Here is a 21,069-nt window from a genome sequence, read left to right as displayed (position 1 = left end):
AATCCTAAAAAGCCGCCCATAGGCCGCAAAACAAAACAAGAAAAACAAAGACTACGTCCAAGCTCATTCCAGACTCATTCTAAGCTAAGCAGAGATAGCGACTCACAAAAACGTAGCAAATATTTACTACGTGGGACTGTCATTGATCCGCTACCTTGGTATGATGATTATCGAAATCAGCAGTAATAAGCCAAACTGGGACTAGCCAGAAATAATAAGAGATGTGACAGAACTTGGGCACTAGTAGAACAGAGGTAGTTTATTCAAGTACGATTGATACAGCTACTAATGAGGTCAGTATTCTTGAATAGAGACGCTTGCAAACCTACGAAAAACCCTTATCAAAATCTTTGATATGAGATGTGGTCTTTATAACTCATTGTAAATAAAAAGATAAATTATTGTAACGATTATATAAGTCGATTGGAATATTTTTATCGCCTTTGTTACACAAAAGTTTTTAGTTCTACTGATAACTATGGCTATTACCGCGCATACAGCGTTAACTTTACGACATTTATTGACAGCGAAGACAGGAACCTTATGAGTAAAATCGAAAAAATAGACGACTTTCACCTCACGATTGCTGAGATTAAGAAAAAAGATTATCCGCAGTTAAAAGCCTTGATGGATCGCGTGTATGTGAACTTGGGCGGTGCATGGTCGAAGACTACTATTCATACTTTGATTGATGCGTTTCCAGAGGGACAGATTGCCCTATTTGACCACGATCAATTGATTGGTATCGTGCTATCGATGCGCGTTGATTATGCCAAGTTCTCTAACCCGCATACCTATGATGACCTGATTGGGCACAAAGAAATCATTAGAGACAATCCAAAAGGCGATGCTATTTATGGCTTGGATGCTCTAATTGACCCTGAATATCGTGGCTACCGTTTGGGTCGTCGTCTTTATGATGCGCGTAAAGAGCTGTGCCGCCAGTTAAACTTCCGAGCCATCTTGGCCGGTGGTCGCATTCCTAATTATCATAATCACAAAGACCTGACCCCTGGCGAATATATCGATGCGGTCGAGTCACGTGAAATCCACGACTCTGCCCTATCTTTCCAATTATCCAACGGTTTTATTGTTAAACGTATTTTGACGGCCTATTTGCCAGATGATGCTCAGTCTAAAGGTTTTGCGACGCTACTTGAATGGGCCAACATTTATTATGAGCCGCAAGACTATAAGCCAAACACCCGTAAATCAGAGGTGCGTATCGGTGGTATTCAGTGGCAAATGCGTGAGGTTGAATCGCCTGAGGAGCTGCTACAACAAGTGGAGTTCTTCGTTGATATTATGGCGGATTACAACTCAGACTTTGCTTGCTTACCAGAGTTTTTTAACGCGCCATTGATGGGTCTGTGTGAATCCACGGATCAAAACGTGGCCATTCGCTTTTTAGCCGGTTATACCGAATGGTTCAAAAACGAAGTCTCGCATCTGGCAGTCAGCTATAACGTCAATGTAATCACCGGCTCTATGCCATTATTGGACGAAGACGATACACTATACAATGTCAGTTATCTCTGCCGCCGCGATGGGACGGTTGAAGAGCAGCGCAAGATTCATATTACCCCGCATGAACGTAGCGCATGGGTCATCGAAGGTGGCGACGAGGTCAAAGTATTCGATACCGATGCGGGTCGTATTGGGATTTTAGTCTGCTATGACATTGAGTTCCCTGAGCTTGCACGCTTGTTGGCGCTTGACGATATGGATATTTTGTTCGTGCCTTTTTGGACAGATACCAAAAACGGCTATTTGCGGGTGCGTCACTGTGCCCAAGCACGAGCCATTGAAAACGAGTGTTATGTGATGATATGCGGCTCAGTGGGTAATTTACCGCAAGTTGAAAGCTTAGACATTCAATACGCACAGTCCTCTATTTTTTCACCCTCTGATTTTGCTTTTCCGCATGATGCGATTATGGCAGAAACGACAGCCAATACCGAAATGGTCTTCTTCTCAGATGTGAATTTGGATAAGCTCACTCATGTCCGTAACGAAGGCTCGGTGCATAACTTGCTTGATCGCCGTGATGACTTATTTAGCTTAAAATGGAAGAAAAAAGCCAAAATTCCAGCGAGTAAATTAACCGACGAAGAGCGTCGTGAAAATTCAGGTAGCGTCCTCATCGGTGATCCATTACAAAATCGCGCGCAAAAGCCTTAGGCGATTCGTATAAAAAAACCCTCTAACAAAATACTTTAATAAACGGCTGACTATTCAGCCGTTTATTTTTATCTATCGCTGGTTCAAGATAATTTAGATGTAAGGAAGGCGAATGAAAGTACTATATAGTCAAGGAATTTTAGAATCGCTACAAGGCGACCGACCGCAGATAGTACATTGAGTACCTCTAGGGCGGGTAACACCGTAGCGGTTTAAAAGTGCTCTGACTATATATAGTAGACTGAGCGAGCCTGACAGCGTATCTAATTTATAGGGGATTGACTATGCCAAAGCAAAAAAAGCAGACACTATGACGACTGATAGCCAAAAGATAATTGAGACACCTAAAAAGACGTCGAAGCAAAGAACGTTGTCGATAGTTAAGACCATACTGTTATATGGCTTGATATTTGCGGTGATTTATAGCGCAGTCAATTGGTGGCGACAACCGGTCATGCCAGCCAATCCGCAACTGCAATTGACCGACTATCAAGGTCAAAGCATTGACTTAGCAGCGCTGAGTGAGGATAAACCGGCCCTGATATACTTTTGGGGGACTTGGTGCCCGATTTGTCGTGTGACCTCACCGACGATAGACAAGCTTGCAGCGGCAAATAATTATCCAGTGGTTACCATTGCGATTAAGTCTGGCTCAGATCAAGAGCTGCACCGCTACCTTAATGAAAATAGTTACCGCTTTACCACGGTCAACGATCAAGCAGGTGAGATATTTGCCGATTGGCAAGGACAAGTCACGCCTTCTTATGTGGTTCTAAAAGATGGCGAGATGACGCAAGGGCTGACCGGTATTCAACCACTCTGGTCGCTTAGATTGCGCTTGTGGTTGTCAGAAGTTTTTTAGCGCTTAGCCAGTTAGGTATAATCTAATAAATAGACAATCAAACTTGCCAGACCTATGCTTTAATGGACAAAGTATTTATGCTGACATCAATGATTGGTTTTAGTTAAAAACAGGACGATACTGGTCAGCTCTTTTTACCCTACCCATTTTGTCATATAATAGCTGCCGTTATCATATTCACTTTTCTAATTATTCTGTTAAAAATATTTTTTGTTGCAATCGTCTCATTAGCATTTATGATGGACGTAACTATTTATAAGCAACACGTTATAAGCTATATCTTTTAAGCAACACGTTATAAGCAACGTTTTCTAAGCAAAAGGCTAGCATCGATTATCAAATATTTGACCCCATATTATATTTAACCTTAAGCCTGAATTTCAAACGCAACCTCTAACCCTCATTTTAAAAGACGCCTTCTATGACTGATAAAAGCACTGATACACCAAGCCAAGATTATAAAGACACGCTAAACCTTGCCGACACGCCTTTTGCGATGCGTGCAAACCTTGCCAAACGCGAGCCAGATTGGCTGGCTGCATGGGAAGCGGATGATGTGTACGGCAAAATTCGTCAGGCGCGTACAGGTGCGACCAAATACATTTTGCATGATGGCCCTCCATACGCCAACGGTCAGATTCACTTAGGTCATGCGGTCAATAAAGTGCTCAAAGACATTATCGTAAAGTCAAAAACCTTATCGGGCTTTGACGCGCCTTATGTGCCAGGTTGGGACTGTCATGGTCTGCCTATCGAGCAAAAGGTCGAAGCCAAGGTCGGCAAAGTCGGTCAAAAAGTCTCTGCGACCGAGTTCCGTGGTCTATGCCGCGAGTATGCAAGCACGCAGATTGAGCTACAGAAGGCAGACTTTAAACGTCTGGGTGTGTTTGGTGATTGGGACAATCCTTATCTGACGATGAACTTCCATCAAGAAGCCAACATCGTACGCGCACTGGCAAAAATCCATGACAACGGTCATGTGACTCGCGGTATGAAGCCGGTCAATTGGTGCTTGGACTGTAGCTCTGCGCTGGCTGAGGCCGAAGTTGAATATCAGGACAAAGTCTCAGATGCTATCTACGTTAGCTTTGATGTGCTGGATACCGAAAAAGTTGCAGCGTTAAGCGAAATTGATGGTAATATCGCAGCCGTCATTTGGACGACGACGCCTTGGACGCTACCTGCCAACCAAGCCATCGCTGTACATCCTGAGCATGACTATAGTGTGGTGGCGACCGAAAAAGGCAACTTCCTACTAGCGACTGATTTGGTTGAAAGCGCACTGACTGCGTTTAAGCTCAGCAATGAAGGCGTATTAGCAACTGTATCCGGACGTGAGCTTGAAGGTCTACGCGCCCAGCATCCATTGATTGAAGATCGTCAAGTGCCATTAATTTTAGGCGATCACGTGACTACAGATAGCGGTACGGGCCTCGTCCATACCGCACCGGGTCACGGTCTTGACGATTATATCGTTGGTCTCAAATATGACTTGCCAGTTGAAAACCCAGTGAGCGGTACGGGCGTCTATTTAGACAGTGCAGCGGTATTTGCGGGCGAGCATATCTACAAAGCCAATCCAAAAATCATCGCCGCCCTACATGAAAACGGTCATCTCGTTAGCCATACCAAGATTGAGCACAGCTATCCGCATTGCTGGCGTCATAAATCGCCAATTATCTTCCGTGCCACGCCGCAGTGGTTTATCAATATGGAGAAAGAAGGCTTACGTGAGCGTGCACTTGCAGATATCCCAGCCGTCAACTGGACGCCAGCATGGGGTCAAAACCGTATTGAATCGATGATGACCGGTCGCCCAGATTGGTGTATCTCACGCCAGCGTACATGGGGCGTGCCGATTGCCTTTTTCACTCATAAAGAAACGGGCGAGCTGCATCCAAATACGCTTGAGCTGATGGAAGTCGCCGCAAAAAATATCGATGCTGGCGGCGTTGAAGCTTGGTTTGATGCCAGCTGTGAAGATTACTTAGGTACAGAAGCGGCTGATTATGATAAATCTACCGACACCTTAGACGTTTGGTTTGACTCGGGTACGACGCATTTTGCCGTCCTTGAGCAACGCGATGAATTGACCAATCCCGCTGATCTATACTTAGAAGGCTCTGACCAGCATCGTGGTTGGTTCCAGACGTCACTGCTTACCTCTGAAGCGATGTACGAGCGCCCACCGTTCAAGCAAGTATTGACGCATGGTTTTGTGGTCGATGAAAACGGTCGCAAAATGAGTAAATCACTGGGCAATATCATCACCCCGCAAGAAGAAATTAATAAAACAGGTGCGGATATGCTGCGCTTGTGGATTGCGTCGAGCGATTATCGTTATGAGATGAGCGCAGGCAAAACAGTATTTAAAGGTGCAATCGATATGTATCGTCGCATCCGTAATACCCTGCGCTTCTTGCTTGCCAATACCGATGACTTTGATCCAGCCACCAATAGCGTTGATATCAATGAGCTCGTCAGCCTTGATAAGTTCATCATTGAGCGTACGCAAATCGTGCAAGCACAAATCATCGACGCCTATGATGCAATGGACTTCCACCAAGTCACTCAACTTATTGCCGCGTTTTGCTCACAAGACTTGGGTAGCTTTTACTTAGATATCATCAAAGACCGTCAGTACACCACCCAGACTGATGGACAGCCGCGTCGCTCTGCGCAAACGGCAATTTATCATATTGCCCAAGCATTGATTCGCTGGATTACGCCGATTTTGTCTTTTACCGCCCAAGAAGCGTGGGAGGTATTGCAAGGTAAAAATGGCAATGAAGCGGGCTATGTGTTTACCGAAGAATGGTATACCTTCCCAGAGTTTGAGCTAAGTGCCATCAGTACCGATGATTGGCAACGTATCATGCAGGCAAAAGATATCGTTAATAAACATATCGAAACGGCGCGCGGCGAAAAAATCATCAACGCTAACTTATCTGCTGACGTTGACTTATACGCCGATGGGGCGATGTATGAAAGCTTAGCTAAGCTCAGTGAAGAGCTGCGTTTTGTCTTGATTACCAGCAATGCGACTTTGAAGCCAATGAGCGCTGCACCTGCTGCTAGTCAGAATGACGCAGCAGAGCAAGCCGAAAGCAACACCAAAGAAGCGGCAGACTTAGTGGTCAATATTAGCGCTGCGACTGGCACTAAATGTGTACGCTGCTGGCATATCCGTAATGACATCGGTACCGATAGCGCACACCCTGAACTATGTGCCCGCTGCGTCACCAATGTCGCAGGCAATGGCGAGGTGCGCCACTATGCCTAATTCATCAAAAAACAATCTGCCACCTACTGACGTCGATAATTCGCCTAAACCTGCGCATGCAACAATAGGGAACTCAACGACGCCGAGAAGTCGCTTGACCAAAACGCCAAAAATGATTGCTAATGGCAGTCGTGCTTTTGTATGGTATTTGCTGTCGCTGGTCGTACTTATCATCGATCAAGGCACGAAATGGCTGGCTGAAACCAACCTGACTTTCCATGAGCCAGTACCCGTGATTGAGCCATTCCTCAATTGGACGTTGGCTTATAACTACGGTGCGGCTTTTAGCTTTTTAGCTGATGCTGGCGGTTGGCAAAAGTGGTTCTTTTCCGGATTGGCATTATTAATGTCATTATTCTTGATCGGCTATTTGGTTAAAGCGCCGCGAAAAGCTAAGCTGCTTTCTGTCGGACTGGCCTTAGTATTGGGCGGTGCGCTGGGCAATTTAATCGATCGCTTGCTACATGGTCACGTGATTGACTTTATCCATGTGCATTATGCCAACGTTTGGAACTATCCTATCTTTAATGTTGCCGATATGGGTATTTGTATCGGCGTGGTGCTGATTGTGATTGACATGCTGTTTTTGGAAAAAAAGCGTGAGGTTTAACGATTATAATCGTAGCTAGTTTTTAGATTCAAAAGGTGGGTTTGCGAATACGTAACCCATCTTTTCTTTTGCCTGTTATTTTTGATAAGTTACTGTGTTGGAGCTGATCCTGCTATACGCTATTATCTTACCTAAGAAAGGCTATTCGACTAAAGCGCTGCTGGGATTGCTGACCGGCGACACTTCCAGCAGCTGAGTCTCATCAGCCTTTCTTAGATAAGGATAACCGCTACTATCAGGGCTAGCGGTGAGATTATGTGCTTGCGGATAGACGTCGTGATTAAGTTTTATTATATATAAAAATTTAATTATGCACCCAAATACCAGCCTCACCCACAAAGTAAGTATGCGTGTCTTCGACTTCAATGTTGTAAACAGTCATGGTCAATGGACCTTCGCCCTCATTCCAATCAATAGTATCTGGATCTCTCCACTCACCTTGACGAAAGCCAAAGAACTCAGCATGCTCACGTTCGCCTTCAGGCGTTTGTTCTAATAGGCGTTGCTCCCATTCTGAGTCAGCTTGCCACAATTTATTTATCCATGATGGTGCTGGATCTGTGTAAAGTTCATACCTTCCTGTTAATAAATTAACGTATGATCCTTTGAGTTCGCCTGTTTCATCACCAAAGCTTACCTGATAAGCATATCCTTCTTTATTTGCATGATACATAGGTGTTATGCCTTCAGATCTATAGTCATACCCACCTCCACTATCAGTTGTAAAATAAGTATTATCCTTAGTCACCAAGATATCTTGAGTGTTCAATTTATCTGCTCTCACCCAACCTCTATTTTGTGTCCAAAAGGGATGATCTGCTGTCATTAATAGAGGCTCAGGCAATATCTGTTGTTTCTTTAACTTACGTCTTAGATTAACTCTATCTGCCAAATTTAATTGTGGATTTACATAAGTATTAAAATACATTATGAAGATTGATGCATCGTTATTTGTCGTCCGAGCTATCCTCTTGTAAACCAGATCACCCAATCCATCGGCAGGTTTAGACAATACTTTATCGCCGATCTTTAATTGTTGTATCGACACTAGTCCTGTTTCTGTATGTACCAGCGTGCCAGCAGTGAAACCTGAAAATTCTTTATCCATAATATTAACTCGCTAAGACGGTTTGATATTAAGATTGCTGTCATATACCCATAAGCCTTGCTTTCCTACAAAATAAGTATGAGTATTTGCTACCTCAATGTTGTACACGGTAGTGGTAACAGGACCTTCGTTTTCAGACCAGTCGATACCAGAATCATCTTGCCAAAAGCCAGTACGGAAATTATAAAACTCGGCAGTGTCTCTTAACGCTTCTGGGGTCTGTTCTAATAAACGCTGCTTCCAATCAGTATCTTCTACAAAAAGTTTCTTAAATACTGGTTCATATCCACCGAAAGATAAAGTGCGTCCTGTTTCTAAGTCAACAAATCGTCCATTGTTTGATTGATCATAAAAATTAGGAATAAAACCAACTGCATTTCTATCAGTTTTAAATATAACTTCAATTCCCCCTTCTTCACTACCTCCCTCAAAGAATGCAAATTCATTATTTTTTAAAACAGTAGTGTTACCTCTACTCAATTCTGCAGCAGTTTTCCATCCTATACCTCTTACCCAAAACGGATGGTTTGCGGTACATAACAAATCCACATAAAGGTTATGATTAGTTAGTTGCTCAAATGGTAAATCGTCTACAGATTCAGGTGTGAAAGTGGCAAAAAATACAGGTGCATTTTTAGTGACTATAGTACGAAGTACGGGTTTATAAACTAGCTCACTTAAGCCCTCAGCAGGCTTGGATAATACTTTATCTCCAATCTTCAGTTGCTCTATCGGTACTAGACCCGTTTCTTTATGTACTAACGTGCCAGCAGTGAAACCTAATTTATTCATGATTATTTTATCCATATTCGTATTTTAGTTTTTATTTATAGCAGCCCTGATAATAAATTGGTCAGAGTCTCTAAACCCCCACGCGCCAATATAAATAACAACCCCGCCATATTAATCACCACTGTCAGATAATACGCCACTCGAAACTCAGGCTTTTGTGACTTATGCCGCAAGTAAGTTTGCGCGACCATCGCCCCTACCCAACCGCCCAGCGCACTTAAAAGATGCAAGGTTGACTCAGGCGTACGCCAAGCGCCACTTTGCGCAGCGGCTTTGTCTTTGGCATACATGCCATAGGTAATGACGCCTAATACTGCATACCAAGCAAGCACTGACCAGCTTAGCTTATTCATGACTACCAATAAAATTAAAACGCCATAAAATCCAACGCCGAGGAACAGCCGTTTCTTTTGTCCTGCTTCGAACTCCGCTTGATGACTACGCTTTGCATTACGCTGACGGATTTGACTATTTTTTTGTGCCATTTTCTGTTGTACAAAGCTCAGCTCTTGCACATCTTTTGCCTGCATCCGCCCTTGATTGTCTCGCCCAAGTGTAAAGACGACTTGCTCACCCACTTCAGGGCGACGGCGCGCTTTAAATTCATTGATATGAAAGAATACTGAATCGCCCTGCTCAGTGTCGATAAAGCCAAAGCCCTTGTCATCTTGCCACTTCTTGATGTGGCCTTGTTGCTTATTCGCCATACTTACTACCACCCTCATTTAGACTTGCCAAATATAGTACACTATTTGCGTTACACTATTTACGCTTACAACCTTTCTTAGATGGCTTATCATTTCTAATACTTAGTTTTTTAATATTAGTTTTTTGACCTGACTTCCCAATCCCGCAACAGATGGCTTTTGACTATGACCGACTCGCAATTTATCAATCCCAATGAAGACACACGCATCACTTTTGGCAGCCTTGTAAAGCTGCATTTTGAAGTTTCCCTAGAGAATGGCACGGTGATTGACTCAACCTTTAGCCGCGATGCGCCAGTGACACTGACCATTGGCGATGAGAGTTTACTACCGGGGTTTGAGCAAGTGTTAATGAACCTGCGCGCAGGTGATACACGCTCTGCCCACCTTGATCCAGAGCAAGCGTTTGGTGATTGGAACCCTGACAATATTCAACATTTTAGCCGTACTCAGTTTGCGCTGGTCGCTGACAACCCTGAAATCGGCATGATGATAGAGTTTGAGGACAAAGGCAAAAACACCTTACCCGGCACTATTAGTGCCATCAGTGACGACGAGATAGAAGTAGATTTCAATCATCCTTTAGCTGGTCAATCTGTATTGTTTAAAGTAAAAGTATTCAAAGTAACACCGCCGGGCGTCACTGGTATCAAGCTAATGTAGTATAAAAACTGCTTTAGAGTAAAAACCTTATTTAGAATAAAAACAAGGATAAACAGATGCAATATCAAAAACTGCCACAAATTAACGAAGACGTTTCCAAAATTTGTCTAGGTACCATGACGTGGGGACAGCAGAATGACGAGACCCAAGCGCATGAGCAAATGGACATGGCGCTAAGCGAAGGAGTCAACTTTTGGGATACGGCGGAGATGTATCCCTCACCGCCAGACAAAGACAAGCAAGGCGATACTGAGCGCTTTATGGGCACTTGGTTTAACAAAACCAAGCAGCGTAATAAAGTCGTGCTAGCTAGTAAAATATCACCAATGGATTTTTTACGCGACGGGCAAACACGTTTTACGGCTGAACACATCAGTAGCGCCATCGATGGCAACCTTGAACGCCTCCAAACCGACTATATTGATATTTATCAATTACATTGGCCTGAACGCCAAGCGAATTTCTTTGGTCAGCGCGGTTATACAGCAGAGATGGCAGCGCAAAATTTGGACGACCTAACACCATTTTTGGAGACCATCCAAGCGTTAAATGACGAGATCAAAAAAGGTCGTATTCGCGCTTATGGGCTATCGAATGATACCGCTTGGGGTCTAATGCGTTATCTCTGGGAAGCGGATAGAAACGGTTTAATCGCGCCTATCACCGTGCAAAATCCTTACAGCTTGCTAAACCGCTTATATGAAGTCAATATGGCAGAGATTGCGCATCGTGAGAATGTTGGTTTGCTTGCTTATTCGCCGCTTGGCTTTGGTGTACTATCTGGTAAATATCTCGATGGTAAACGTCCTGAAGGTGCACGTCTCACTATGTATGATCGGTTTGCCCGCTATGTGAACGAGCAAGCAAAATCAGCCACCGTACAGTATGCCAAGATAGCGGCTGATGCTGGTTTAGATATGGCGCAAATGTCGCTAGCCTTTGTCAATTCACGCCCATTTGTGACCAGTAATATTATTGGGGCGACCAGTACTGAGCAATTAAAATCGAATATTGACAGCATCGATTTGACCTTAAGCTCAGACGTACTAGACGCGATTGAAGCGGTACATACCCAGCAACCCAATCCGTCACCTTAGTTTATTATCTTGACCTATTAATTTGATAGTTAAGTTAATTCAATGCGAACGTTGGTCTGATACAAATCATACTGTCATAAATTGCGACTAAGGTACTTATAAGTTAGCGTATTTACATCAAAAGCAAAAGGCGCAAATCGCTAGCATTATCACTGCGATTTGCGCCTTTTTTTGGCTGATTTTCTAATTTAACAAGCGATGCTTTAGATGCTTATACTTTAGAAAATTATGCCTTAGGGTCGGTGGTTAACACCCGTGTGTGTAGCTCAGCCAAGCCTTCTTGCATACGTTTTTGTAGCAAGTCAGTTACTGAGCTCTTATTTAGACCCTTCGGATCTATTGGTTCTAGCGGCAATACATAAGCGGTCACATCCTTAGTATCAAGCACTTTTTTTAGGCTCTCTGTCATCGTCAGCTTGCCATAATACGGCAGTGCTTCGCTGAGCGTACCGTCCTTATTGACATAAGCGATAACAATGGGGCGGACCGGTACATCTGCATCTATCGCTGCTTGTAACAAGGTACCATGAATGCGCTTGATTTTCTTGCCATCTGTGGTGGTCGCTTCTGGGAAGAATACCACCGAAAACCCTTTCGCCAAAAAGCTGGCTATCTGCGCTGCCACCGAGCCTGCATCGCCGGAACCGCGCTGAATAAACACCGTGCCTGCCGCATGAGCCAACTTGCCAAATACTGGCCACTCACCGATTTCTGCTTTAGATAAGAAAAAAGCCGGACTCACCGTGCCCACAACCGGAATATCCATCCATGACACATGATTGGATACCCATAGACCATGATGCTGTTGTACTGGCTCGACTTCGACGACCTTTACCCCAAATGAGCCGGCCATCTTGCGACAAAACGCTTGAATATAGCGTGGCAGCTTTTCGCGTGGTGGCTGTTTAAAGGCACCAATCCGCTGAGCGGCGCGTAGCCCTCCAGCGATCGTCGTGGTCATACCGGCAATCTGTTTGCCGCGACCCAATTGTTTTCTGAGTGAAAAGCCTGACTTAGCTTGGCTCATCTTCGTCCCTCATAATTGAATGTCTAGTTTTTGGATAGTGAAAAAACGAGCTAAGTATAACAAAATTCTGATGCTCAGTGATAGTTTGTTCACTCAGTGTTGTGAGCTGCTACTCCATATGTTCGTTTATATACTGGGTATTAAGAACTTTGAAAATTTGCAACGATAATGGCTGTAACATAAAGTCATCGCAAATTATGCGAATACCCTTTAATATCAAGTGATAAGACCACATATAGAGGGTCATATGAACGTTATATCAAAGCTAGCTGAATGGATAATAGCGATTTATTTACTTTATTAATAGGTGATACTCTTTGGATTATTTTGACAAACATAAAGGTGGCGAACGCGCCATTATCGTACATTTAGACATCCGCCAAATTCAAGATCCTGACGATCTTAACGAGTTTGAGCTACTGGCAGATTCAGCAGGGGCTGATCGCTTGGCGTTGGTTACTGGCTCACGCCAAAGACCCGATGCCAAATTCTTCGTTGGTAGTGGTAAAGCGGAAGAAATCGCTGAACTGGTTCGTGAGCATGACGCTGATATCGTTTTGTTCAATCACAGTTTATCGCCGTCACAAGAGCGTAACCTTGAATCGGTGGTGCAATGCCGTGTACTCGATCGTACCGGTTTGATTTTAGATATCTTTGCCCAGCGTGCGCGTACTTATGAAGGTAAGCTACAAGTAGAGCTGGCGCAGTTGAACCATTTGTCGACACGTTTGGTCCGTGGTTGGACGCATTTGGAACGCCAAAAAGGGGGTATCGGCTTGCGTGGACCGGGTGAAACTCAGCTTGAAACGGATCGTCGCTTATTGCAAACACGGGTAAACCAGCTCAAAACCAAACTGGAAAAAGTTCGCCAAACCCGTGCCCAAGGTCGAGCCCGTCGGCAGAAATCTGACGTACCGACTATCTCACTCGTCGGTTATACCAACGCGGGAAAATCTACCTTATTTAACCGCTTGGTCGATGAAAACATCTATGCGGCGGATAAACTGTTTGCCACGCTTGATCCTACTCTACGCCGCTTAGACTGGCAGGGTGTTGGTCGTGTGGTTTTGGTGGATACCGTAGGTTTTGTCCGTCACCTACCACATGAGTTGGTTGAATCTTTTCATGCCACATTGGAAGAGACGCTAGAAGCCGATTTACTGCTACATGTCATCGACTCATCAAGTGAAGATATGCATGAGCAAATCCAAGCGGTGAAAGACGTATTGGCAGAGATTGATAATGATGTGCCCGTGCTCAACGTCTACAACAAGATTGACCTGACAGATGAGCCTGCCCATATCGGTTACGCTAGCGAAGGTCAGCCCAATCGCGTCTATGTGTCATCTAGACAAAATCTAGGAATGGAGGAGCTGTCACTTGCGGTTCAGCAGCTGCTTACCGGTACCTTGACGACCTTTGATTTGACGCTGCCTTATACGGCTGGTCAATTTAAAAACACCTTGTATGAGCTGGGCGTTATCTTAGAAGAAAGCTACGATGATAATGGTCATGAGTGCCTAACGATTCGTCTGCCTAGCGAACGCCTAAAACAGCTGCTGGGTCAGGCCGACTTGAATCCTTTAGAGGTATTGCCATTAGCGCAAGCCACGCTACTGATGCCCATACTGGAAGAGTTCGAGCAGCCTGATGAAGAGGATGAACCGTCTATGACAGCAGCCGAAGAACAAGCGTTTGACGAATTTAATGCCCTCAACGCTGAGACATTAGATTCAGAGCAGTCTAAAGCGCTAGAAACGAAAATTCCAGATTCACAGACTTAAATAGCTGCCTAATACAATGATGGGCTTATTAATACAATTAGTTGATTGGTATATTATGATGGATGGTATATTATGATGGATGGTTTAGTATAATCGATTGCCCATCATAAATTATTAAATGATAAATGATAAATGGACGCTATCAACGATATCGTCCATTTTTTTGACTTTTTTATGTCAGTGGTTTTTTAATAAAATCTAGCAGATCAATAACACGCCCTAGCAGCCCATAGGCTTTATTAGTTGGACCACTCTCTATATAATCGAGCTTTGTATAATCAACCAATCTTGCAGCCTAAAACTCGCGACACAAAATGCTGAGTGCTCAAGACTACTATCAATGTTAGCAAAAATATTCTTTTCTGCCATGCTCGTGGCTCTATGCCGACTCGCGCTTATAAATACACTCTCTCTGAATTGGCCAAAACTGCTTATGAAGTCCACTCATTCCTCGCGTATGCCCCTATGGATGTCCGTCATCCTAACATTGATCATGGTCATCTTTGTCCGCGAATCTGCCGTTATTATCTGTCAGTGGGCAGGTATCGAAAAAGCGGCCAATATCGTTGGCCTAGTCGCCATGTTCCTTATTTTGATGGTATGGCGATTACTCAAAGGTCTGCCCAGTTGGCTCACCCAAGCCAGCAACACTTTATTGGTCGATAGTGGCTTTGCTTTTTTGCCCGTGTCAGCTGGAGCAGGCTTGCTGCTATTTGCCTTAGGGGATGAGTTTTGGGGTGTGATGCTGACTATGTTGATCAGTACGCTCATTCCGCTATGGGGACTTGCTATCCTTGCCAATCACTGGCTAAGCAATAGCGCAAATACCAATACTACTCATAAGCAAGAACAGCAGCCTTGAGCTGTGTGACCAAGGAGATGTAATGACTTTTGATAGTGTATGGATGGCGACCCTTGCAGCGATATTATTGACCTTAGCAGCGCACGTCATTGCCCGCGTACTGGCACGTAAACTATCATGGCTACCGATGGTGATTACCGCTTTGGCGCTTGTGCTTTTATTCTTATTCCTTTTGCAATGGGATTACAACAATTATTACAGCGTTGCCAAACCCGTATTTGATCACTTATTAGGATATGTGACAGTACTTTTAGCCGTGCCATTAGCGGCGATGAATTTTAAAGGCTTACCAGTCAAGAAGCTGACCTTAATCGTAGCCATGGCCAGCGTTATTGGTGCGTTACTACCCATGTCATTGGCGTACCTGTTTTCCTTAAGTCATGACACTATATTGGCGTTTGCCACCCGTTCAGTCACTACACCCATTGGTTTGAGCGTCGCCGATTTGATTAAAGCGCCACTGGCCATGGCTAACTTGATTATTATTGTCTCAGGTCTAATCGGTGGTACTCTAGCGCGCTTTTTGTTTCGCAGTATCGATGATGATCGTGCTAAAGGTTTGGCACTTGGCTTGGCTGCTCATGCTTTCGGCACGGTAGAAGCTTGGCAAATTAGCCACACTGCCGGTCGTTATGCAGCCTTTGGTTTGGCAGTTAATGGTTTGGTCACTGCCGTGTGGGTACCTATTTTTATCAGTGCCTTTTCCGTTTAAGAGCGTTTAGAAAACCCATCACTATTGTGGCCAATTTTTCGTCTTTACTGATCATTTACCGTCGCAGTCCGTCTATTGAGGCGTTTGTATCAACTTAAAAACACTGAAGCAAGTATGCAATCGATGCGCTTAAAACCCTTAGTGTGTTGATTTTTTTACAAATTAAAGGCGGCTTTTGTGCTTTGTTCTGCTAATCCTATGCGCTAAAAAGTTATTATATGTTATAGTAAGCAACTATTATTTTTTGTATCTATCGCAAGTGGTTTCTTGTTAAGCGTGGTTATTGCTAGGTGGCTATCTTCTTTATAGCTATAAAATCCTGCAAACACGGTAACCGCTTTAACGCGCAACATGACGCGCCTATAGGCAAAACAATTTGCTATTATTCGATAAAAAGTGATATCTCTATGATAAATATCTCCCCTTTGATTACCCGCTGTTTGTCTCCGCTTTTACTCAGCACCATTGCTAGTACACTTGCCTTCTCCACATTTTCGATGACTGCTCACGCAGGCAATATGTATATCTATAAAGACAAAGGCGGACAAGTACTGCTCACCAATGTCAATCCTAGTGGCAACTTTGATAAATTTACCAAAAAAGTGAAAGTGACTTACTACAAAGACTCTAAGATGTATGATGGCAGTAATAGCAGCGGTATTGATTATGGTAACAGCACAGCAAGTAGTAGCGGTAGCCGCAACGCTTATGACAGTTATATTCGTGCTTCTGCCGAGCGTAATGGTGTAGATCCTGCACTCATGAAAGCCATGATGCATACCGAATCCGCATTCAATCCCAACGCGCGCTCGCCTGTGGGTGCTCAAGGCCTAATGCAGCTAATGCCAGCCACTGCCCGCCGCTTCAAAGTGAGCAATCCTTGGAATCCTGCCGACAATATCGAAGGGTCTGCTAAATATATCGCTTGGTTGATGCGTCGCTTTAATAATAACGTCGAACATGCGGTGGCCGGTTATAATGCGGGTGAAGGTAACGTCGATAAATATGGTGGCATCCCGCCGTTTAAAGAAACTCGCAACTATGTCAAAAGCGTCATGAGCCGCTATCACAGCTTATATAAAAATGACTCAGTTTTGTCTGGTAGTAGCATGAGCGCCAGCAACAGCAATACCACTGCTAGTAATGGCATGCAAAAAGTCAGTTATGGCACTAGCAGCAATACCAATAGCGCCAGTTATGCCAATTCAGCGTATGCGGCCTTACGTTAATATAGTGACATAATGATCAGCGAAAAGTAATATCAATACATCACGCACTGCTGATATCAATTTTTCTTGCTTGCTGTGCCTGCGCAGACAGAGGCTGCAAAAAATTGATATCAGCAATACTGTCGCGTTTTTAGGATGTTTTGACTATAACTGTTAATGATATAACTAAATCAGCAGACACAAAAAAGCCCGTTATTAAATAACGGGCTTTTTTGTGCTTGATTGCTTCTTATGTCAAACAATCTATAAGTACTGAGCAAAAACAAACTCAGCACTTACTGCATTTTAAAACTTACTTATTAGCTAGTGCTTGAGTTGCAGCAACTTCAGCAGCGAAATCTTCTTGCTTCTTCTCAATGCCTTCACCAACTTCTAGACGTTTAAAGCCAAGTACTTTTACGCCTTCAGCTTTCAATACGTCACCAACTTTTTTCTCGTTGTCCATGACGTATGGCTGACGCAATAACGTTACTTCGTCTAGGTACTTACGTAGGCCACCTTCGATCATTTTTTCAACGATGTTGTCAGGTTTGCCAGATTCTTTGGCTTTGGCTTCGATGATGTCTTTTTCGCGCGCTAGTACATCAGCAGCGACGTTTTCGTCATCGACGGCAACTGGGTTAAACGCAGCGATATGCATGGCAAGGTTTTTGCCAGTGTCTGCGCTGCCGCCTTCATAAGATACCACTACACCGATACGCAGGCCATGACGGTATGCAGCGATGTTAGCGCCTTCAAGTACTTCAACACGGCGAATCTGGATATTTTCACCGATTTTTTGTACCAATGATACACGTGCTTCTTCAACGGTTTGACCATCGCCATATGGTAATTCAGCGATAGCAGCAACGTCAGTCACGTTGTTCTCTAGAGCAATGCTAGCCACTTTTTCTGCAAATGCATTGAAGCTGTCATCTTTTGCAACGAAATCAGTCTGGCAGTTAACTTCTAACAAGAATGCTTTGTTTTCGCCTTGAGCGATGATGATAGCGCCGTCAGCTGCAATGTTACCCGCTTTTTTAGCGGCTTTGGCTTGACCAGACTTACGTAGGTTATCAATGGCAGTTTCGACATCACCGTTTGATTCTTCCAACGCTTTTTTACATTCCATCATGCCAAGACCAGTACGGTCGCGCAATTCTTTTACCATTTTGGCAGATACTTTTACTTCTGACATAAGAGTTACCTTTTATTATGTATGTGAGTGCTTAACTTCTATTCAATATTTTTATACTGTTTATAAATATTGTTTACAGATACTGTATTTTATAAGTACTGCTTATCAATACTATATTGCTCTTGTGGTGATGAAAGTGCACATCGTTGATCGTGACAACGGAAGTCATTGTGATAGCAGACACTGAGTATCACGAGTCCAACTATAAGCGATAATACTCACCTAATAACGAGCAATTCATCAACAACAAGGCATGACGAGTAGAACTACATCATGCCTATTGTGAGCTTATACGCTGTTAATATCTTTATATGGATGCTGACAGAGTCACTATCAAGATATCCTTACAAAGGTAAACCTTTTGGGTCAGCTATTTATTCTGCTGGAGTGGCTGCTTCTTCGGTAGCCGCTTCAGCTGGTGCTGCTTCAGTAGCTGCTTGCTCTACAGGTTGCTCTTGATCAGCTTTGCCGCCTGCTTGAGTCTGTGCGTATTCTTTACCAGCAATAATCGCATCAGCCATAGAAGTTACATACAAAGTCACGGCACGGATAGCATCATCGTTTGCTGGAATGATGTAATCAACGTTATCAGGGTTAGAGTTGGTATCAACGATACCGATAACTGGGATACCTAGATTCTTGGCTTCTTTGATAGCGATCGCTTCATGATCCACGTCTACAACGAAGATTGCGTCAGGTAGGCCGCCCATGTCTTTGATACCGCCTAATGAACGCTCAAGTTTTTCCATATCGCGAGTACGCTCTAATGCTTCACGCTTAGTAAGCTTAGCGAAAGTACCGTCTTCTGCTTGTTTTTCTAGCTCTTTTAGACGGTTGATTGACTGGCGAAGGGTTTTCCAGTTGGTAAGCATACCACCTAACCAGCGATGGTCAACGTATGGCATACCAGCGCGGGCAGCTTGTTCACGGATGATACCGCTAGCAGCGCGTTTAGTACCAACGAACAATACTTTATTTTTCTTAGCAGCTAAGCCGTTTACGTAAGTCAATGCTTCGTTAAACGCTTTTACCGTGTGCTCTAAGTTGATGATGTGAATCTTGTTACGGGCACCAAAGATATATGGTCCCATTTTTGGATTCCAAAAACGTGTTTGGTGACCAAAGTGAGCGCCGGCTTGTAGTAGGTCGCGCATTTCGATTTTGGTTGGATTCTTTGTAGCCATGTGAAATTCCTATTGGTTGGGTTATGCCTCCACATCACAAAAACTGCCTATCTAGCGACACGCATTTGCTAATGATTAGTGCTGATAAATATCGCACTAACTTTTTGCAAATTAATCAAGTCGCCAAACACCCAGCAATTTTTTGCCATGATGTGTGTGTCATTGGTTGATGGGTTGGTTTAAAAAATGAGCTATAATTTGAACGTATAGAATACTATATGATTAAAAATAACTGGGCTGTATTTTATCATAAAAGCATAGCTCACTGCTAGCGCTATTATTATGAGACGCGCAAGTTAAATATCAAATAAATGAACAAGGTATGAAACAATTTTTTGGATAAAAACCATAAAAAAACGACGCTTTAACGTCGTTTTTTCGCTGATTACTATCATTAGATCCACGAACAGCTACGTTCAGTGCCATGCTCAGACGATCAAACACGCCCTAAGCGATACAAATACCAATCACCGCTTCATAACCACGCCAAGTAAATGGCGTGACATAGCTTTGGCGATCTTTTGGTAAATAAGAGATGCTTGGCGCGCCCTCAATAATCTTGGGCGGCGAGATAATAAAATCTGAGCCAAACTCCGTACGCGCATTGCCTGAGATGGTATTGGTCATCTCACCCAGCAAGTCTTTCATCATCGTAATCGACGAATCGGGCTCGCCCATCACTTTTATGACTTCTCGCAACATCACGCTTGGCGCGCTCACATAAACGCAGCCTTCAATAGGCCCAGATATCTTAATAATGCCGCTATAATCATAACCAACGGCACTTTTATTGCTGTTCAAATACGGTGTATCAATCGCCACTGGCGCTTCATCAATCTGCGCAAAGAATGCGCTGATTGAGCTTAAAAAGACGCCTAATTTTTCTACTTTAACCATAATAGTGTATTGTCCATAGCTAACATCGATGAGGTGTGAGTGCTGCGCTTAATCTTGCAAACAAACCACAATTTCACCGACTTGACCGCGCCAAGTAACGGGAATGATAAAAGAACGCTCATCTTTGGGCAAAATAATACTTTGCGGTGCGCCCTTAAACACCAAGGGTACAGAGATATGAAATTTTGCACCGAACTCTTGGCGAGCGTTGCCAGCAATGGTGTTGGCCACTTCGCCAGCAAGATCGACAAAATTGTCTTCGCTTTTATCCGTTTCACCCATACTGTCCAAAATACCTGCCAATAGCTCATGAGTAGCAGAAAAATATACCACGCCTTTTTGCACGCCCGATATGCCGATTACACCAGTATAGTCGTAGACTTTTGGCTGTTTATTTTCTAGTAAATAAGGCGTATCAACGATCAGTGCTTCACTACCGAACTGATTAAAATAGTTGGTGATGATATTCAAAAAAATATGTAAATGTTGTTCTTTCATAATGACATCTGCTTAAATCGTTGGCTAGAATTAGTCTTGCATCAGCTCATGTAAAGACTCGACAAGCTCTTCTTCTGAAAAAGGCTTACATAAAAACCCACTCGCACCCAACGATAATGCCTCAATGCCAGTCGATTTATCAGATAAGGCTGACACCACTAAAATTCGGACTTCTGGATCAATGGCAATTATTTTTTCGATACATTCCAGACCATCCATTTGTGGCATGGTTAAATCCATGGTGACGACGTCAGGACGATGCACATTGAATTTTTCAATGGCTTGCACACCACTGGTCGCCGTGGCCACCAACATAAATTCTCCTGAATCGTACGCGCGCTGGATACGGTTTCGGATGATATTAGAATCATCAACAATCATTAATTTATACATAAT

The 21,069-nt window shown here is 43.7% G+C and carries 19 protein-coding genes; 10 read left to right on the top strand and 9 right to left on the bottom strand.

Features of this window, described 5'->3' with window-relative positions:
• Positions 1 to 543 precede the first annotated feature (543 nt).
• The 4 genes from CXF65_RS09240 to lspA all read left to right on the top strand — a co-directional run bounded on the left by CXF65_RS09240 (position 544) and on the right by lspA (position 6,936).
• Positions 544 to 2,181: a carbon-nitrogen hydrolase family protein gene (locus CXF65_RS09240; protein WP_025650935.1), complete on the top strand. Its 1,638-nt coding sequence runs from the start codon at positions 544 to 546 to the stop codon at positions 2,179 to 2,181.
• Positions 2,182 to 2,491: 310 nt separating this feature from the next.
• Complete coding sequence (locus tag CXF65_RS09235; protein WP_025650934.1) at positions 2,492 to 3,043, top strand: protein disulfide oxidoreductase; 552 nt, start codon at positions 2,492 to 2,494, stop codon at positions 3,041 to 3,043.
• Positions 3,044 to 3,464: 421 nt separating this feature from the next.
• Positions 3,465 to 6,326 carry an isoleucine--tRNA ligase gene (ileS, locus tag CXF65_RS09230; RefSeq protein WP_101211823.1) on the top strand — a complete coding sequence of 954 codons (2,862 nt, stop codon included), beginning with the start codon at positions 3,465 to 3,467 and terminating at the stop codon, positions 6,324 to 6,326.
• Positions 6,319 to 6,936: a signal peptidase II gene (gene lspA, locus CXF65_RS09225; RefSeq protein WP_025650932.1), complete on the top strand. Its 618-nt coding sequence runs from the start codon at positions 6,319 to 6,321 to the stop codon at positions 6,934 to 6,936. The genes ileS and lspA overlap by 8 nt, the downstream gene beginning before the upstream one ends.
• A gap of 304 nt (positions 6,937 to 7,240) precedes the next feature.
• Here lspA and CXF65_RS09220 read toward each other — a convergent pair whose 3' ends face one another.
• The 3 genes from CXF65_RS09220 to CXF65_RS09210 are packed head-to-tail and all read right to left on the bottom strand — an operon-like array spanning position 7,241 to position 9,543.
• Positions 7,241 to 8,044, bottom strand: coding sequence for a hypothetical protein (locus tag CXF65_RS09220; protein WP_227523237.1), 804 nt, complete (start codon positions 8,042 to 8,044; stop codon positions 7,241 to 7,243).
• Between the two features lie 12 nt (positions 8,045 to 8,056).
• Positions 8,057 to 8,836: a hypothetical protein gene (locus CXF65_RS09215; RefSeq protein ID WP_101211822.1), complete on the bottom strand. Its 780-nt coding sequence runs from the start codon at positions 8,834 to 8,836 to the stop codon at positions 8,057 to 8,059.
• A 35-nt stretch (positions 8,837 to 8,871) separates the two neighbouring features.
• Positions 8,872 to 9,543, bottom strand: coding sequence for a DUF1294 domain-containing protein (locus CXF65_RS09210; RefSeq protein WP_101211821.1), 672 nt, complete (start codon positions 9,541 to 9,543; stop codon positions 8,872 to 8,874).
• 165 nt (positions 9,544 to 9,708) lie between these two features.
• Here CXF65_RS09210 and CXF65_RS09205 point away from each other — a divergent pair, with 165 nt between their 5' ends.
• Both CXF65_RS09205 and CXF65_RS09200 read left to right on the top strand, forming a co-directional pair.
• On the top strand, positions 9,709 to 10,206 hold the full coding sequence (locus CXF65_RS09205) for an FKBP-type peptidyl-prolyl cis-trans isomerase (protein WP_101211820.1): 498 nt from the start codon (positions 9,709 to 9,711) through the stop codon (positions 10,204 to 10,206).
• Between the two features lie 56 nt (positions 10,207 to 10,262).
• On the top strand, positions 10,263 to 11,303 hold the full coding sequence (locus tag CXF65_RS09200; protein WP_101211819.1) for an aldo/keto reductase: 1,041 nt from the start codon (positions 10,263 to 10,265) through the stop codon (positions 11,301 to 11,303).
• A 226-nt stretch (positions 11,304 to 11,529) separates the two neighbouring features.
• Here CXF65_RS09200 and CXF65_RS09195 read toward each other — a convergent pair whose 3' ends face one another.
• Positions 11,530 to 12,330, bottom strand: a complete 801-nt coding sequence (locus CXF65_RS09195) for a lysophospholipid acyltransferase family protein (RefSeq protein WP_025650928.1) — start codon at positions 12,328 to 12,330, stop codon at positions 11,530 to 11,532.
• Positions 12,331 to 12,647: 317 nt separating this feature from the next.
• On the opposite strand from CXF65_RS09195, the gene hflX reads away from it, so the two are divergent.
• The 4 genes from hflX to CXF65_RS09175 all read left to right on the top strand — a co-directional run bounded on the left by hflX (position 12,648) and on the right by CXF65_RS09175 (position 16,917).
• Positions 12,648 to 14,114, top strand: a complete 1,467-nt coding sequence (gene hflX / locus CXF65_RS09190) for a ribosome rescue GTPase HflX (protein ID WP_025650927.1) — start codon at positions 12,648 to 12,650, stop codon at positions 14,112 to 14,114.
• 433 nt (positions 14,115 to 14,547) lie between these two features.
• Entirely contained in the window at positions 14,548 to 14,976 is a 429-nt protein-coding gene (locus tag CXF65_RS09185; protein ID WP_101211818.1) for a CidA/LrgA family protein, read from the top strand.
• 22 nt (positions 14,977 to 14,998) lie between these two features.
• The gene (locus CXF65_RS09180) at positions 14,999 to 15,688 is read left to right on the top strand and encodes an LrgB family protein (protein WP_101211817.1); all 690 of its coding nucleotides are present in this window, start codon (positions 14,999 to 15,001) and stop codon (positions 15,686 to 15,688) included.
• A 407-nt stretch (positions 15,689 to 16,095) separates the two neighbouring features.
• Entirely contained in the window at positions 16,096 to 16,917 is an 822-nt protein-coding gene (locus tag CXF65_RS09175) for a lytic transglycosylase domain-containing protein (protein WP_101211816.1), read from the top strand.
• Positions 16,918 to 17,209: 292 nt separating this feature from the next.
• Here CXF65_RS09175 and tsf read toward each other — a convergent pair whose 3' ends face one another.
• The 5 genes from tsf to CXF65_RS09150 all read right to left on the bottom strand — a co-directional run bounded on the left by tsf (position 17,210) and on the right by CXF65_RS09150 (position 21,066).
• Positions 17,210 to 18,094 (bottom strand): translation elongation factor Ts, encoded by an 885-nt coding sequence (tsf, locus tag CXF65_RS09170; protein ID WP_025650923.1) that lies wholly within the window; start codon positions 18,092 to 18,094, stop codon positions 17,210 to 17,212.
• Between the two features lie 374 nt (positions 18,095 to 18,468).
• Positions 18,469 to 19,278: a 30S ribosomal protein S2 gene (gene rpsB / locus CXF65_RS09165; protein ID WP_025650922.1), complete on the bottom strand. Its 810-nt coding sequence runs from the start codon at positions 19,276 to 19,278 to the stop codon at positions 18,469 to 18,471.
• A gap of 447 nt (positions 19,279 to 19,725) precedes the next feature.
• Positions 19,726 to 20,175 (bottom strand): chemotaxis protein CheX, encoded by a 450-nt coding sequence (locus tag CXF65_RS09160; protein ID WP_101211815.1) that lies wholly within the window; start codon positions 20,173 to 20,175, stop codon positions 19,726 to 19,728.
• Positions 20,176 to 20,223: 48 nt separating this feature from the next.
• Positions 20,224 to 20,673, bottom strand: a complete 450-nt coding sequence (locus tag CXF65_RS09155) for a chemotaxis protein CheX (protein ID WP_101211814.1) — start codon at positions 20,671 to 20,673, stop codon at positions 20,224 to 20,226.
• Between the two features lie 30 nt (positions 20,674 to 20,703).
• Positions 20,704 to 21,066, bottom strand: coding sequence for a response regulator (locus tag CXF65_RS09150; RefSeq protein WP_101211813.1), 363 nt, complete (start codon positions 21,064 to 21,066; stop codon positions 20,704 to 20,706).
• Positions 21,067 to 21,069 lie beyond the last annotated feature (3 nt).

Source organism: Psychrobacter sp. Sarcosine-3u-12, assembly GCF_002836005.1.
Classification (GTDB): domain Bacteria; phylum Pseudomonadota; class Gammaproteobacteria; order Pseudomonadales; family Moraxellaceae; genus Psychrobacter; species Psychrobacter okhotskensis.
The sequence above is the reverse complement of the archived record's forward strand: the minus strand, read 5'-3'. Positions and strand labels throughout refer to the sequence as shown.

What these genes read in the sequence shown, in the direction of transcription:
- CXF65_RS09160 (WP_101211815.1), bottom strand. Translation starts at nt 20,175, where the DNA reads ATGGTTAAAGTAGAAAAATTAGGCGTCTTTTTAAGCTCAATCAGCGCA.
- tsf (WP_025650923.1), bottom strand. Translation starts at nt 18,094, where the DNA reads ATGTCAGAAGTAAAAGTATCTGCCAAAATGGTAAAAGAATTGCGCGAC.
- CXF65_RS09235 (WP_025650934.1), top strand. Translation starts at nt 2,492, where the DNA reads ATGACGACTGATAGCCAAAAGATAATTGAGACACCTAAAAAGACGTCG.
- CXF65_RS09240 (WP_025650935.1), top strand. Translation starts at nt 544, where the DNA reads ATGAGTAAAATCGAAAAAATAGACGACTTTCACCTCACGATTGCTGAG.
- CXF65_RS09200 (WP_101211819.1), top strand. Translation starts at nt 10,263, where the DNA reads ATGCAATATCAAAAACTGCCACAAATTAACGAAGACGTTTCCAAAATT.
- rpsB (WP_025650922.1), bottom strand. Translation starts at nt 19,278, where the DNA reads ATGGCTACAAAGAATCCAACCAAAATCGAAATGCGCGACCTACTACAA.
- CXF65_RS09175 (WP_101211816.1), top strand. Translation starts at nt 16,096, where the DNA reads ATGATAAATATCTCCCCTTTGATTACCCGCTGTTTGTCTCCGCTTTTA.
- CXF65_RS09195 (WP_025650928.1), bottom strand. Translation starts at nt 12,330, where the DNA reads ATGAGCCAAGCTAAGTCAGGCTTTTCACTCAGAAAACAATTGGGTCGC.
- CXF65_RS09215 (WP_101211822.1), bottom strand. Translation starts at nt 8,836, where the DNA reads ATGAATAAATTAGGTTTCACTGCTGGCACGTTAGTACATAAAGAAACG.
- lspA (WP_025650932.1), top strand. Translation starts at nt 6,319, where the DNA reads ATGCCTAATTCATCAAAAAACAATCTGCCACCTACTGACGTCGATAAT.
- CXF65_RS09180 (WP_101211817.1), top strand. Translation starts at nt 14,999, where the DNA reads ATGACTTTTGATAGTGTATGGATGGCGACCCTTGCAGCGATATTATTG.
- CXF65_RS09210 (WP_101211821.1), bottom strand. Translation starts at nt 9,543, where the DNA reads ATGGCGAATAAGCAACAAGGCCACATCAAGAAGTGGCAAGATGACAAG.
- CXF65_RS09155 (WP_101211814.1), bottom strand. Translation starts at nt 20,673, where the DNA reads ATGAAAGAACAACATTTACATATTTTTTTGAATATCATCACCAACTAT.
- CXF65_RS09205 (WP_101211820.1), top strand. Translation starts at nt 9,709, where the DNA reads ATGACCGACTCGCAATTTATCAATCCCAATGAAGACACACGCATCACT.
- CXF65_RS09150 (WP_101211813.1), bottom strand. Translation starts at nt 21,066, where the DNA reads ATGTATAAATTAATGATTGTTGATGATTCTAATATCATCCGAAACCGT.
- CXF65_RS09185 (WP_101211818.1), top strand. Translation starts at nt 14,548, where the DNA reads ATGAAGTCCACTCATTCCTCGCGTATGCCCCTATGGATGTCCGTCATC.
- CXF65_RS09220 (WP_227523237.1), bottom strand. Translation starts at nt 8,044, where the DNA reads ATGGATAAAGAATTTTCAGGTTTCACTGCTGGCACGCTGGTACATACA.
- ileS (WP_101211823.1), top strand. Translation starts at nt 3,465, where the DNA reads ATGACTGATAAAAGCACTGATACACCAAGCCAAGATTATAAAGACACG.